General features: G+C 35.3%; 12 protein-coding genes. 5 read left to right on the plus strand and 7 right to left on the minus strand.

From position 1 onward, the window contains the following. Positions 1-12: 12 nt before the first annotated feature. The 3 genes from ACFFIT_RS10945 to ACFFIT_RS10955 all read right to left on the minus strand — a co-directional run bounded on the left by ACFFIT_RS10945 (position 13) and on the right by ACFFIT_RS10955 (position 4,330). On the minus strand, positions 13-2,412 hold the full coding sequence (locus tag ACFFIT_RS10945; RefSeq protein WP_385877709.1) for a glycoside hydrolase family 31 protein: 2,400 nt from the start codon (positions 2,410-2,412) through the stop codon (positions 13-15). Between the two features lie 62 nt (positions 2,413-2,474). After that, positions 2,475-3,773 (minus strand): TRAP transporter large permease, encoded by a 1,299-nt coding sequence (locus tag ACFFIT_RS10950; RefSeq protein WP_385877710.1) that lies wholly within the window; start codon positions 3,771-3,773, stop codon positions 2,475-2,477. Between the two features lie 47 nt (positions 3,774-3,820). Further along, the gene (locus tag ACFFIT_RS10955) at positions 3,821-4,330 is read right to left on the minus strand and encodes a TRAP transporter small permease (protein WP_385877711.1); all 510 of its coding nucleotides are present in this window, start codon (positions 4,328-4,330) and stop codon (positions 3,821-3,823) included. Positions 4,331-4,708: 378 nt separating this feature from the next. Between ACFFIT_RS10955 and ACFFIT_RS10960 the strand changes: the two genes are divergently transcribed. The 4 genes from ACFFIT_RS10960 (at position 4,709) to uxuA (ending at position 9,614) form a co-directional block, all read left to right on the plus strand. Beyond that, positions 4,709-5,719: a TRAP transporter substrate-binding protein gene (locus ACFFIT_RS10960; RefSeq protein ID WP_385877712.1), complete on the plus strand. Its 1,011-nt coding sequence runs from the start codon at positions 4,709-4,711 to the stop codon at positions 5,717-5,719. 66 nt (positions 5,720-5,785) lie between these two features. After that, a complete protein-coding gene (locus ACFFIT_RS10965; RefSeq protein ID WP_385877713.1) occupies positions 5,786-7,567 on the plus strand; it encodes a glycoside hydrolase family 2 protein in 1,782 nt (593 codons plus the stop codon). Positions 7,568-7,628: 61 nt separating this feature from the next. Next, positions 7,629-8,387 (plus strand): FCD domain-containing protein, encoded by a 759-nt coding sequence (locus tag ACFFIT_RS10970; RefSeq protein ID WP_385877714.1) that lies wholly within the window; start codon positions 7,629-7,631, stop codon positions 8,385-8,387. 42 nt (positions 8,388-8,429) lie between these two features. Then, positions 8,430-9,614: a mannonate dehydratase gene (gene uxuA / locus ACFFIT_RS10975; protein WP_385877715.1), complete on the plus strand. Its 1,185-nt coding sequence runs from the start codon at positions 8,430-8,432 to the stop codon at positions 9,612-9,614. Between the two features lie 211 nt (positions 9,615-9,825). Here the strand turns inward: uxuA and ACFFIT_RS10980 are convergent, their stop codons facing one another. Continuing rightward, the gene (locus tag ACFFIT_RS10980; RefSeq protein ID WP_385877716.1) at positions 9,826-11,052 is read right to left on the minus strand and encodes a Bcr/CflA family multidrug efflux MFS transporter; all 1,227 of its coding nucleotides are present in this window, start codon (positions 11,050-11,052) and stop codon (positions 9,826-9,828) included. Between the two features lie 207 nt (positions 11,053-11,259). Here ACFFIT_RS10980 and ltaE point away from each other — a divergent pair, with 207 nt between their 5' ends. Further along, positions 11,260-12,273: a low-specificity L-threonine aldolase gene (ltaE, locus tag ACFFIT_RS10985; protein WP_385877717.1), complete on the plus strand. Its 1,014-nt coding sequence runs from the start codon at positions 11,260-11,262 to the stop codon at positions 12,271-12,273. Positions 12,274-12,357: 84 nt separating this feature from the next. On the opposite strand, the gene ACFFIT_RS10990 is transcribed toward ltaE, so the two are convergent. The 3 genes from ACFFIT_RS10990 to pykF form a co-directional block, all read right to left on the minus strand. Next, entirely contained in the window at positions 12,358-13,095 is a 738-nt protein-coding gene (locus ACFFIT_RS10990) for an RNA polymerase sigma factor FliA (RefSeq protein WP_385877718.1), read from the minus strand. Positions 13,096-13,400: 305 nt separating this feature from the next. Then, positions 13,401-13,616: an LPP leucine zipper domain-containing protein gene (locus ACFFIT_RS10995; RefSeq protein WP_385877719.1), complete on the minus strand. Its 216-nt coding sequence runs from the start codon at positions 13,614-13,616 to the stop codon at positions 13,401-13,403. A gap of 220 nt (positions 13,617-13,836) precedes the next feature. Further along, on the minus strand, positions 13,837-15,252 hold the full coding sequence (pykF, locus tag ACFFIT_RS11000; protein ID WP_385877720.1) for a pyruvate kinase PykF: 1,416 nt from the start codon (positions 15,250-15,252) through the stop codon (positions 13,837-13,839). Between the last annotated feature and the right edge of the window lie 257 nt (positions 15,253-15,509).

Below are 15,509 nucleotides of genomic sequence, written 5' to 3' on the forward strand. Positions count from 1 at the left end.
TTGAGATCCTTATTAACCATTTAATTCAAAAATATAACGGCAGTTTTGTTGCTTTTGACCATTCACAAATAATTGCCTTGAGTCATTACCTACCACTACAAAATCAATGGTTTTATAAGCAGGAGTGTAACTTCCTTCGGTTTCAACAGTTAACTCAATTGTCTCGCCATTAGTTTTCATTGCAATATTTAACTTTAAATAAAAGCCATCTAGATAATTGTAACTTTCACCATCATCATCATAAATTAAACAAGAACCCTCATTCACTCCCTTAAACGGATAGACTTTAATAACCCGTTTATCATCAAGTTTTGCATTCACCGCTCCAATCCTTTCACTCATTGGTAAGCAAGTACCCGCTTTAACAAGAAGAGGTATTCTTTCAAGAGGAGCTTCAAGTGTTATTGTTTGTTTTGCACTTAACCATTGCTCACTGTAAAAATCATACCAACCGACAGTATTATCAGGTAAATAAACTGTTCGCTTACGAGCACCCGGTTCAACAACACTAGCAATCAATAAATCTTGACCAAATAAATAATCATCAGAAGGGACAAAGGTTTCTAAATCATGTTCATGATCTAAAAAAGTAGGCCTCAGCATAGGCTCGTTATAAGCACAAGCTTTGTAGAACGCATCATAGATATAAGGTAAGAGTTTATATCTTAACGCAATTATATCTTGGATAACTGGCGTCGCTTCTGAATGCATCCAAGGCTCAGTAACACTCCCATCATCATTCCATGAATGAATTGTAAATCTTGGATTCATAATGCCATTTTGAACCCAGCGAATGAATAATTCTGAATCAGGCCTTTGACCAGAAAATCCGCCGACATCATGACCTACATTATACAAACCAGAAAGACTCATTCCTAAACCCATCTGAATGTTAAATTTTAGAGTATTCCAATTCGTTCTATTGTCACCACTCCAAGTTTGAACATATCGTTGCATTCCAGGACATCCAGAACGAGAAATAAGGTAGGGCCTTTTTTCAGGAGCAAACTCTTTTTGCGCTTCAAAGGAAGATCTCATCATTAATAGCGGTTGAATAGGCCTTATTAAATTAATGGGAATTTCTTGACCAAAACCAAAGCAACGAGCCCCACTATCCCATATTTCATATTCATTATTGTCATTCCAAGTAGACTCAATTCCTTTTGATAAAAGCTGTTCTGTGACTTGTTTTTTCCACCATTCAATTGTTTTGGGTTGCGTAAAGTCTAGATGTGAACCTTCAGCGTCCCAAAATACAGAAAATTCGGGAGAATCTGATTGGCTATCTTGAATGAAAAGTCTATTAGACTTAGCTTCTTGATAATATGGATGATCGTGCAATAAACAAGGTTTTATATTTGCCGCAAGATGTACTCCCTTAGAGTGAAAATAGTTGGTAAACGCAAAAATATCAGGAAATTTTTCCTTATTCCAGTTAAAAACATAGCGTTTGTCTCCAATAGAAGTATAACCGGATGACATTTGAAATGAATCGCAAGCTATTTGATGCTCGAAGGTTTTATCTAAAAACTGAGTAAGTAATTTTTGTGAATCTGGTAAATCAGTATATTGCATGGTAGAACCACTATAACCTAGCCCCCATTTAGGGCCAAAAAGTGTTCTACCAGTTAAATTCACAAACTGTTGAGTCACCGATTTTATTTTTGTTCCATATATAAAATAATAATCTAAATCACCATCTTCAGCTCTGTAACTTGTGTAGCGCACATGATAGTTATCAAGCTCGTTACCTAAATCGAACCAACTATGAGCTAAATTATCATAAAAAACACCATAAGCCCCTTGGGTACCTAAGTGAGAATTAGGTTTTGCAATAAAAAATGGTATATGTTTATAGAGAGGATCAGTATTTTCAGCATCATACCCCATGGCATCTAAATTGCGCATTTCGAAACGTTTTTTAGTTCTTTCTAGCCATCCTGACTTTTCCCCCAAACCATAAAACTTAGTATCTGGTGCAAAATTCATAAAATGTGCATTTTTATATGAATTTACACCTAATTGATAAGCTCCTGTTTTTCTGTCATGCACTAAAGACTGCCACTGGCCGTCTAATTTATGTTCCCAATGCAAGCATAGTGGCTGAGTTATGCTCAATCTTAAATGAGTCGTTTCTATTCTCAATTCATGTTTAGAAATCTGTTCGGTGCTGAAATTTGGACAAGAGAAACCAGATAAATCAAATCGAGAACGTCCCTCTATAGGCGTTTCATTAGAGCCTGGTGCAACAGTCCAAGTTCTATCAAGTTGCAACTTACCCTCTTTTTGAAACATGACTCTAAAAAGGGTTTCTTCTAAAACATAAATCCTTAAGGAATGCTTTTCATCACAAATCAACTCAATGAAATTTGGAGTAATACTTTCAATAACCCAGTTTTTTACGGTTTTCATATTCAACAACCTATACTTAAAAGTAATAAAGAAATAAACGAGAACAATACTAAAAAATTAATCTAACCTAAAAATAATTCTGGCAAAAATAAACTGATTTGTGGGATATAGGTTACGAGTAATAGTGTTACTAAAAGGATAGCGTAAAAAGGAATTAATGGTTTTAAAACATCTGTAATCTTTACTCCCCCGACAGAACAGCCAATAAAAAGAGCACTACCCACAGGAGGTGTACAAATACCAATTGCGAGATTGAACACGATCACAATACCAAAATGTACAGGATCAATGCCTAATTCTGTTACTACAGGTAAAAAGATAGGCGTAAAAATTAATAATGCCGGTGTCATATCCATGAATATTCCAACAATCAAAAGAATGATTGTAATAAGCAGAAGAATGATGTACGGATTATCAGATAATTCAAGTAAACTGTCACTGATCATATAAGGTATATCAGCGTTAGACATAGCCCAAGACATTCCCATAGAAGCGCCAATCAAGAGTAATACTATAGAAGAAGTAACAATCGATTCCAGCATGATCTTAGGTAACTGCTTTAGGCTTACCTCTTTATATACCAAAACAGCAAGAACAAAAGTATAAACTACCGCGATAGCAGAAGCCTCCGTTGCAGTAAATATACCGCCAACAATCCCACCCATGATGACAACAATTAAACCTAAGCTAGGAATTGCATCGAACGTTTTTTTAAATACTTCGCTTCTTGTTGGTTTAATCGTTATGGTATAACCTCTTCTTTTTGATATGATAGCAGCAACAAGCATAAGTCCAAGTCCCATTAAAATCCCTGGAATATAGCCCGCCAGAAACAGAGCGCCCACGGAAGTCCCGCCTGAGATTAATGAATACACAATGAATGCATTACTTGGAGGTATTAACAATCCGGTTGGACATGAGGTGATATTAACAGCGGCTGAAAAGGCAGGATCATAGCCTTCTTTTTTTTGTAATGGAGCCATTGTCCCGCCAATTGCTGCACCAGAAGCAACTGCTGAACCAGAAATTGCACCAAATAGCATATTTGCAATAATATTTACGTGAGCCAAAGAACCTGGTAGTCGACCTGCAAGGATTTTTGCAAATTCAACAAGCCTCATCGCAATCCCCCCTTGATTCATAATGTTTCCTGCTAGTATGAAAAAAGGAATGGCCAATAAAGCAAAGCTATCTAGCCCTGTAGCCATTTTTTGAGATATGACCGCAATTGCAGCATCCATCGGTAAGGCCAATAGAATTGTCAACAAACTTGAAATTCCTATCGCAAAAGAGACTGGTACACCAATTCCTAATAAAACGAAAAAACTACCAAATAAAACAATAAGTACTTGCCAATCCATAATTCTTACTCCTGCCAATAATTCTTTTTGATATCAAGCAATGAAAATTAGATGCTAGACTTTCTTTCATTTCCAGTTCTGAACAAGTCAATGCTTTGTACTAATTCAACCATCATGTACCAAAGCATCATGACTCCACTTATTGGAATAGCAATGTAAACTATGCCCATTTGAATACCTAAGGCAGGAGATATTTGCCCCGTAGAAAACGTTTTTTGTACTAAATTTATACCACCATAAATCATGATAAGGCCTACAAAAGCTAAGCTTATCAAAGTAATCAATATGCGTAATAATGCTAATTTTTTTGGGGTGTTCTCATATTTCACTAAAAGAAAATCAATAGCTAAATGCTTCTTTAATCCTACAGTATATGCAGCGCCAAATAACGCCACCCATATAAACAAGAATCTAGCAAGTTCGTCAGTAAAAGTACTTGGAGAATTTAAAACATATCGTGAGAATACCTGCCAAACAACACAAAAAACTAACGTTGTACCAATCAAAACACAAAAAATTTGCGCTATTTTATTCAACATATCATTTAAAAATTTCATACAACCACCCTTTTACAATTCTTCGTTAACTTAAATTTCTGTATTAATTAGATGTTTAAATTAAATTCATAAAATCAAAGATTACATTTAAATCTCAATCAAACCTTTTTGCCTAACAGGCATTCAAACATACAATCGTATTTTATTTAGTGATTTATATCACAATTAGAAAAATTGGTCGATCATTTAAAGTAAAAACATGACAAAGGTCTACCAATTAAGATTTTTTGGTTGAACTTTTAAGTGGGGTCATTCATAGTTTTAGCATCACTGGACATAACTCTTCTTTCTCATCTTCATATTTTGTTTGTGTTCATTTAATGAACACCTCAAATCAGTGATAATCAATTAATTCACATTCACAATGAGAGGTAACATATGCTAAATCGTGTAGATTCAAAAAAACAACATAACAAAATTAAATTTTCTCTAAGTGCTCTTGTTATAGTCACCACTCTTTTTACATCAGCTACTGCATTTGCTGATGCCACACTCAAATTAAGCCATAATCAAGATAAAAATCATCCGGTACATTTATCAATGCAATTTATGGCAGATGAAGCGAAACGCTTAAGTGATGGTGGCATCAAAATTCGCATCTATCCAAATAGTCAATTAGGAACTCAAAGAGAATCAATGGAATTGATGCAAAATGGCGCCCTTGATATGGTTAAATCCAATGCAAGTGAAATGGAGTCTTTTGAACCTGCTTATGGTGCTTTTAATGTTCCTTATTTATTCACTGATATTGATCATTACTATCGTGCATTAGAAGGAGAGGTTGGGAAAGAGATCCTTCAGGCTTCAAAAGATAAAGGATTCATTGGATTGACCTATTACGACGCTGGTGCAAGAAGTTTTTATGCTAAAAAACCCATCAACACCCCTGCAGATTTAAATGGTTTAAAAATTAGAGTTCAACCTAGTCCTACAGCAGTTAAGATGATTGAATTAATGGGAGGTGCCCCAACACCTCTAGCCTATGGTGAATTATACACAGCACTGCAGCAAGGTGTAGTAGACGGAGCTGAAAATAATCCAACCGCATTGACAACTGCAAGACACGGCGAAGTTGCAAATATTTTTTCATTAGATGAACACACCATGATCCCAGATGTTCTGTTAATAAGCTCTACTGTATGGGATGGACTCAGCCCCGAGGACCAAAAAATAATACAGCAAGCAGCTGATGCGTCTATGCAACATCATAAAACTCTTTGGCAAGAAATGACAGCAGCCTCAATGAAAGAAGCTGAAGAGACAATGAATGTTCAATTTGTTACCGTTGAGAAAAAACCCTTCCAAGATGCTGTAAAACCTATTAGAGATGAAGCCATCAATAATCCAGCAATTGCGGAATATGTAAAACAAATCGAAGCCTTAAAATAAATAACATACAATATAAGGTTCATCTTACGCTTCATAAGATGAACCTTATACAAAGGATATAATCACATGCTTGAAAGATCTTCTTTAGCTGAAAATGCCTTAAATTGCCTACATGATGAAAATTATGACCTACCATTTAACTTACAAAATCTCAATCACGAGACCATGATTTTTTCCGCCAATAGGCCGGCTATTTCTCTAGATGGTGATTGGAATTTTGCAGTAGATCTTTTAGATACAGGTCTAAGGCAAAAATGGTTTGAGATGCTACCTACAAAACAGCAAGACAGAATTGAACCTTGGGATTATGATCCCTATCAAGGAGAAACCATTCCTGTTCCCTCATGCTGGCAAATGCAAAAAGAAAAGTGGTATTTTTTTGAAGGAAGCGCGTGGTATACAAAACAATTTACTTATACCAAAAGCCAAGATAAGCCACTGACTTTTCTTAAAATAGGGGCTGCACAATATGAATGCAAAATATTCTTGAATAACAAATATATTGGTAATCATTATGGTGGTTCAACGCCTATATTTGCCGAATTAACAGAGAATTTAAAGGAAGGTACTAATACCCTAATGATCTGTGTTAATAATACGAGAACATTAGACCGCGTTCCTATGAGAAATACCGATTGGTTTAATTATGGTGGTATATACAGAGAAGTTGAATTATTCCATCTTCCTCAAGAGTACATAAAAAGTTTTCATATTTATTTAAAACCTGATTCTAAATACAATACGTTAATTGTAAAAGTTACGGCGCATGGCCATGCAAAAGATGCCCTACTGTCTATTGATGAACTTGGAATAAAACAGACTATCCCGATTACTCATGGAGAAACATTATTTGAATTTAACGCCTTACCTGAATTATGGTCGCCTGACTTTCCAAAATTATACCAAGTTAAGCTTACATACCAAAATGATTCAGTTACTGATTTTGTTGGATTTCGACAAGTTGAGGTAAGAGGTACTGAAATTTTACTTAATTCTAGGCCTGTTTTTTTAAAAGGGATCAGTGTACATGAAGATGATCTTTTATTAGGAAAAGTGGTTACAGAGAAAGATCTTCATCGTCGATTTAAACACGCCAAAGAACTTGGCTGTAATTATATGAGATTTGCACATTATCCACACCATGAAAAAGCAGTCCAACTTGCCGATCATTACGGAATCCTTCTTTGGGCTGAAATTCCCGTTTACTGGGCTATTGCATTCGATAATCATGCCACATTAAAAGACGCAAAAAATCAGCTGCTTGAGCTAATTATTCGGGATATGAATAGAGCAAGTGTAATTATTTGGTCTATTGGTAATGAAAATGCTGACACTGATGAACGATTACACTTTATGTCATCGCTAGCTAAAATGGCAAAGGACTACGATCCGACACGCTTAGTTTCAGCTGCCTGTTTAATCAATCATTCAAATAATACAATAGAAGACAGATTAACTGAATATTTAGATGTGATCGGTATAAATGAATATTATGGCTGGTATGAAGAAAACTTCAACGATTTGATTGAAATTGGAAAAAATTCAAATCCAGATAAACCCGTAATTATTTCTGAAATGGGAGCTGATGGCTATATTGGACCAAATAAACCTATGTCTGGTTTTTTTAGTGAAATGTATATGACAGAAGTATATGAAAAACAAATTGCTTATTTAAAATGTTTATCTTATGTTAAGGGGATATCTCCTTGGATTCTTTATGATTTTAGAGTAGAAAGAAGACAAAATATTTATCAGCAAGGATGGAACCTTAAAGGCCTTATTGCCAATGATAAGAAAACAAAGAAACAGGCATTTTCAGTGCTATCTAATTTTTATCAATCGCTCTAGAAATTGGTTGACCAATAAAATAAATGGAGTATGCTTGTTCAGAACTAAAAGGAATAGATAAATGAAGCATGCCAACTCAAATAGACCTTACAAAGCAATTGCTGAAAAGATAAAAGAAATACTCAATAGCGGGAACTATCATATCAATGATAGGCTCATGCCAGAAAGAGAACTGGCTGAAAACCTCGGCGTTAGTCGTTCTATTGTTAGAGAAGCAATTATAATGCTGGAAATACAGGGGTATGTTGAAGTAAAACAAGGATCAGGAGTTTATATTATTCAACTACCTAATATGGAAGAGGAAAATGATAATTCTCTAAAATCTGAGAGCAGCCCATTTTCTATGGACATAGAGTGTGGTCCTTTTGAGTTACTTCAAGCTAGACAAATTTTGGAAAGCCAAATAGCAAGTTTTGCTGCAATCAATATTACTAAACAAGAAATAGTAAAACTTAAAGAGACTATTGAAGAGGATAAACTGAATTTAGGACAACATATTGAAGATTATGAAGCAGATGAAACTTTCCATCTGACGATAGCTGAGGCATCCCAAAACTCTATTTTAGTTGAGACCATCAAGGCACTATGGCTATTAAGGAATAAAAGTGAAATGTGGGCTCAACTTCATAAAAGAATTTTAGATAAGAGTTATCGAACTCAATGGATAGATGATCATGAAAAAATTCTTTTTGCCCTGCAACGAAGGGATCCAACAGGGGCTAGAGATGCCATGTGGCAACACTTAGAAAATGTAAAACAGACATTATTTAAGCTATCTAATGTTGATGATCCTGAATTTGATGGTTTTTTATTCAAATAATTTATCAGTATCAATTATAGCAACTTAATAAAGGAAATGAAGATGGAACAAACATGGCGCTGGTTCGGACCTAAAGACCCTGTCAGCTTACAAGATATTAGGCAAGCTGGAGCTACGGGTATCGTTACAGCTTTGCACCATATTCCAAATGGTGAAATATGGTCAATAGAAGAAATATTAACTAGAAAAAATTTAATTGAAGAAGCTGGTCTTGTTTGGTCTGTAGTCGAGAGTGTCCCTGTACATGAAGAAATTAAAACACAGACAGGTAATTTTCACATTTGGATTGAAAATTATAAGCAAACACTAGTTAATTTATCACAGTGTGGTATTAAAACGATTTGCTATAATTTTATGCCAATTCTTGATTGGACAAGAACTGATTTAGGATTTAAATTAGAAAATGGCGCTAAGGCATTAAGATTTGACTATCATGCATTTGCAGCTTTTGAGCTTTTTATTTTAAAAAGACCAGGTGCTGAAAATTCTTATTCGAAAGAAGATTATGACAAAGCAAGCATCTATTTTAAACAATTAACAGAAACTGAGGTAAAGACACTAACTAATAATATCATTGCGGGATTACCTGGTTCTGAGGAAGGGTATACACTTCAAGAATTTCAATCTGCATTAGATACTTATCATCATATCGATGCTTCTCTTTTAAGAAAACACTTATTCTATTTTCTTAACGAATTAATGCCAGTTTGTGAGAAAGAAAATATCCGCATGGCAATTCATCCTGATGATCCCCCATATCCTATATTGGGTCTGCCTAGAATAATATCTACACAGGAAGATGTAAAATTATTGCTTGATGCAGTCCCAAGCACACAAAATGGCATTACCTTTTGTGTTGGTTCATATGGAGTCAGAGCGGATAATGATTTACTTGGAATGATAGAAGCATTTAAGGAAAGAATTTACTTTGTTCATTTAAGATCAGTGAAAAGAGAAGCAGATCCTAGATGTTTTTATGAAGCGGGCCATCTAGAAGGAGATGCCAATATGTACCACATAATTAAAGCACTCTTGGACATCGAAAAAAATAGGCAAAAGAGTGGCGATCTTATTCTTATTCCTTTTAGACCAGACCATGGTCACCAAATGATTGATGATTTACACAAAAAAACCAATCCTGGTTATTCATGCATTGGCAGATTAAAAGGATTAGCAGAATTACGAGGAATTGAATATGCTATTAATCAATCTTCCTTATTAAGCTAGTTTTAATAGAGTGAAATGCCAAACACAATGAATATGTAACAACCCACCTAACAGTAAGTTATTTACTTGTAGAATCTCTTGCAGAGATAACTAAATGAAATATCTCTGCAAAGTATTAAATTCTATACAAACTACTTATGGATTTTTAATTAATTTTTAATATCACTCACTACAAGAGTCCATCAGTCCCCACTCAGATACAGTCAAGCAATTACTTTTTCACAGATTTAATAGCAATTAAGGCAAATAACATCGCAATAAATGCGCATCCACTCATGGTCAACACCATAGGCCAGACACTTTGGGTGTGCACTCTTGCTAATAACATCCCAACCAGGGCAGCAACCCCAAACCGAAATGTCCCTGTTAATGAGGAGGCGGTACCTGCAAAATTAGGAAATTTATCCATAATCATGGCCATTGCGTTTGAATTGACCATCGCTAAGCTTCCCACAAAACCAGATATACAAAAAACAAAATAGATAAATGGAAATTTAAGCCAAGCAGCAATAATGAGCAATAAACCCATAGATGCTTGTAACGATATTCCGATACAAAACATTTTAAATACCCCTACATGTTTTACTAAACGGGTATTCGTTATATTAAGTAACATCATACAAAGCACATTCAAGCCAAAATAGTAACCAAAATGTGCTTCGCTTATACCAAATTGTCCAATATAAACGCTAGAGCCCGCAGTAATAAATGCAAACATACCTGCAAATGAGAAGGCTGTAGTTAAAATAAAAAAGAAAACTGCACGATTTGTTACAATGGCATAAAAATTTTTTCGAATATGCCTTAAACTAAATCGCTGCTTATTTTCAGGTTTAAGCGTTTCCTTAATATATAAAAAAGAGACGAAAAGAGTAACAACAGACAACGTACCTAATACCCAAAATATTGCCTGCCAATTAAACCATAATAAAATCCACCCCCCTAATAAAGGGGCAGTTAATGGCGCGATATTACTTACTAAAAGCACCATAGAAAACATTCTTGAGAATTCTTTATTCTCATATATGTCCCTTAATAAGGCATTGATGACCACTGCAGCAGAGGCTGCAACAAAGCCATGGAAAAATCGTAAAAGGATCAATTGTTGAATGCTGGAAACAAATCCGCAAATAATTGATATCAAAGCAAAACTTAATATACCATAAATAATGATGGGACGTCGCCCTATACTGTCTGAGATAGGACCATATATCAGTTGCCCTAAAGCAAATCCTAAAATATAGCTACTTAGTGTTATTTGGACATGCCCATCGGTTGTTTGAAAAAACTTAGCCATAGCCGGTATAGCTGATAAATAGAGATCAACAGCTAAAGGCATTAACATAGAAATTATGCCTAAAAGCAGAACAAATCGTTTCTTGCGAAAAAATTCAACGTCCTTGTTATTGGGCTCAATTTGCTGGGAGGAAGAATTCATTATCATAAAGGCCTTTTATGCAAATAAATCAAAAAACTTGAAAAAACAGATGAAATTAACCTGTCTCCACATAAATATTTACCTAATAAGATTCGTATTTACCAGGGTTTAAGGTGCATTCTGTACAACAAATATCGTGTCTTCAAGCCCTTTTAATGGTAAATTACTCCTCAAATATAACGATTAAACAGAGTACTGGAGAAAAAAATGATAATTGATTTAAGAAGCGATACAGTAACCCGTCCTTGTAATGATATGCGTCAAGCCATGGCAAATGCTGTTGTTGGAGACGATGTATATTCTGATGATCCCTCAGTTAATCAACTACAAGAAACACTGTGCAAATTAACCCAAAAAGAAGCGGCATTATTTATGCCCTCTGGTACACAATCTAATCTTGTGGCTATCTTATCACATTGCCAGCGAGGTGAGGCATTTATCGTAGGTTCTGATGCACATATTTTTAAATATGAGGGGGGAGGAAGTGCAGTGTTAGGAAGTACATTACCTACGGCACTTCCTCAATCTGCGAATGGTCAGATAGAATTTGAATTAATTAAAAAAAGCATAAAACCCAAAGATATTCATTTTGCCCCAATGGCACTACTTTGCTTTGAGAATACATTCAATGGTCGAGTCGTTGACTTAACGTATCAGCAGGATGTTTGTCATTGGGCAAAATCGACCCATGGCTTAAAAACGCATCTTGATGGTGCTAGAATCTTTAATGCATCTATTGAGACAGGTATAGCAATTCATGATCTCGTATCATGTTACGACTCTGTATCAATTTGTTTATCTAAAGGTTTAGGGGCTCCTGTCGGATCAGTATTATGTGGTAGCAAAGATTTTATTGCACGAGCTCGGTCTTGGAGAAAAATGCTTGGTGGTGGCTTGCGTCAAAGTGGAGTACTTGCAAGTGCAGGCTTATATGCTTTAGATCATAACGTGGAACGTTTAAAAGAAGATCATCTGCATGCAGAATTACTCGCTAAGTTACTTATGGAAAAAGGCTTTCATCTTGAAGGTAACCAAGCACATACAAACATGCTCTTTATTGATGATACAGAAGAAAAGTTGCAAAAGTTACATCAATTGATGGAGAAAAATGGCATTTTGATAGGATACTATGGTAGTGGAACACAATTGCGATTAGTTCTTCACAAAGACATCAACGAAGTAAAATTTCAGCATATCATGAAAGTAATAAGCGGATATTAATTAAGTTAATCCGACTAGGCCTCATCGTAGGCCTTTTTTAATGCTTTTAAAATCAGACACCTTAAAATACTGGTAAAAAAACGACTAATAATCTGAAAGATAGGCTCTTATTCTTTTCACCGCTTGACTATGCAACTGGCACACCCTTGATTCTCCTACATTAAGTACGGCGCCGATCTCTTTGAGATTAAGATCTTCTTGGTAGTAAAGATGAAGTACCATTTTTTCTTTTTCGGGTAGGGTTTCTATCGCTTCAATCACTTGTGTTTTTAGTTCATCTCCCATAAGAGATTTTAATGGATTTTGCTGTTCTTGCTCAAGTTCAATAGAAGCGGCTGCATCGATGATGGTTTCTTCATTTTCATCTTGCCACTCTTCATAGTCAATGATTTGGGTATTATTTGTGTCTTGAAGCATTTTCCAATACTCTTCTAACGTAATCCCTAAGTATTCTGCGACTTCAACTTCTGAGGGTTGCCTTAGTAGCAATTGCTCTAATTTATTAATCGCTTTAGCAATATCTCGAGCATTACGTCTAACGCTTCTAGGAGCCCAATCTCGACTTCTAAGTTCATCTAACATGGAACCTCGGATTCTTTGAACTGCATATGTACTAAAGGCTGTTCCATGTGAAGAGTCAAATTTATCTAGCGCATCTAATAGCCCAATTGCCCCTGCTTGAATAAGATCGTCTAATTGAACAGAGGCAGGTAAACGTACTTGGAGTCGGAGGGCCTCTTGTCTGACAAGAGGGGCAAATTGTTCCCACTGTGCCCTTTTGTTCATAGAACCTGAAGAATTGTATAGATCAGCTTTATACATCACTTTTACCTAATATTAAAACCTTAGTGCGATTAAATCGGTTTAAACTAACATAAAATCATGTGAACTATTTTAACTATCTAACACCCAATAGGTACTGAGTATAAATATTTGAGACAACTTACCTGCGAATTACCCCATTAAACTAAATAAAACATATTGTTGTTATAATACACTCAAAATCATAATTTGGCTATGTAAAGAAAAGATTAAATGGGCACAATAAGTCAAAAAGCAAAAAAAAGGCAAAAAAAAGGCAAAAAAAATGGCGCACTAAGTGCGCCAAAAAAACATTTAAAAGAATCTTATTTAACGTAAGATTTCTTTTGCATGTTGTCTAAACGATCGTTAGCACGTTTAGCTTCACCTAAAGCTGCATCTAATTGGCCGCTGATAGCAGTTAATTGACCAGAGATACCGTCAACTTTAGATTCGATTGCATCAACACGTGAGTTAGAAGCACAACCAGCAAGAACTGTAGAAGCTAAAACGATAGCACCTAAAACGATTTTACGATTCATTATTACATCCTCTAAAAAAAAATTAATTTAAATTATTTCCATGTAGCGATACTATTATCGCAGGTATCACATAAAAAAGAAATAATTTTCTATGTTTTATTTTACGCTTTTTAAGTAATCTAAAACCCAATCAGTTTTGAAGATAATTAAAATGCTTACTGATACCTTTCTCTATTCTACACCTTGTTACATATAAAAACAAACATCTATTCATGTTTTTTTAATCTAAAACATGGACTGAGGCTGTATTCGTTGTTCCTTGGGGTACTAAAGCACCAGAAACCATCACCACAACGTCACCTCTTTGAGCTAGACCTGAACTCACAGCCATTTTTTTTCCTAAATGATAAAAATCATCGGTAGAGTCAATTTTGTCTGTGATCATAGGTATAACGCCTTTGCATAAGGACAGCTGACGTGCAGTCGTAGGATTCGTTGTCAGCGCTAATATCATTGCATGTGGAAAATACTTACGTATAGACTTAGCAGATTTTCCACCTTCAGTGGCAACCACAATTAGAGATGCATCTAATGTTTCAGCTGTTTCAACTGCCCCGAGACACACAGCTTCGGTAATACGTAATTTTTTTCCTGGTGCTCTAATGTCTACACGCATCGGCATAATTCTATCTGTACGCTGACAAATTGTAGCCATCGTTGTAACCGCTTCAAGAGGATATTTACCCTTAGCACTTTCCCCAGATAGCATCACCGCATCCGTTCCATCTATCACCGCATTAGCAACATCCCCTGCTTCAGCACGTGTTGGACGAGGGTTTTTAATCATTGAGTCCAGCATTTGAGTTGCAGTAATAACAATTTTACGCGCTGCATTACATTTTTCAATCATCATTTTCTGAGCAAAAATGACTTCCTCTACAGGAATTTCCACACCTAAATCACCTCGAGCAACCATGATACCATCTGAAACTTCTAAAATTTCATCAAAATTGTTTAGCCCCTCTTGGTTTTCAATTTTAGAGATAATTTTAATATGTTGACCACCATTTTTATCAAGGTGCTCTCGCATTTCTAGCACGTCAGCTTTCTTACGAATAAAAGATGCTGCAATGTAATCAACGTTTTGTTCACACCCAAAAATAAGATCATTTTTATCTTTTTCAGATAAGGCAGGTAAATTAACAGTGACGTTAGGTAAATTGATCCCTTTATTTTCTCCAAGTTCACCCGCATTTAATACTTCACAAATCACTTCTGTTGGGGTTAATTCAATCACTTTCATACCAATTAAACCATCATCAACCAGCACAGTATTACCCACGCTGAGATCTTTGGCAAATCCAGAATAAGTTACAGCGACTTTTTCATTATTACCGATGACTGAACTGTCCGTAGTAAAAGTAAATCTTTGACCAGGGACCAGAGCAACATCTCTCCCCTCTTCTAGCTTAACTGTTCTTATTTCAGGCCCTTTAGTATCTAATAAAATAGCACCTAGAGTATTTTTTTTAGCTAAAATCGCCCTAAAATTCTTAATTCTCTGACCATGCTCTTCATAATCACCATGAGAAAAATTTAAACGCATTACATTCATACCGGCATCAATTAATTTGCCAAGCATCTCTTCAGACTCGGTTTTTGGACCTATCGTACAAACAATTTTAGTTTTTTTCATTTTTAGTCACTCTGTTATAGTTAAATCAAAAAAGATAGTTCTGATAATTCACTAAATGCATTATAAGGAATTTATTTACTATTATAAAGCATGAAGAGGAAGAAAGCTTTTCTTTCTGAGTATAAATGGCCTTAAGTTGCTTTAAGTCACTTTATCCTATTTTGCTCACAAAAACATTGTACAACTTTAGTATCAACTATCGAATAATGGCAATAAATAAGCGATGAGGTATATTTAAAAGAGATAGGCAGATATAA

It is taken from the genome of Thorsellia kenyensis, assembly GCF_042432445.1.
GTDB lineage: Bacteria > Pseudomonadota > Gammaproteobacteria > Enterobacterales > Thorselliaceae > Thorsellia > Thorsellia kenyensis.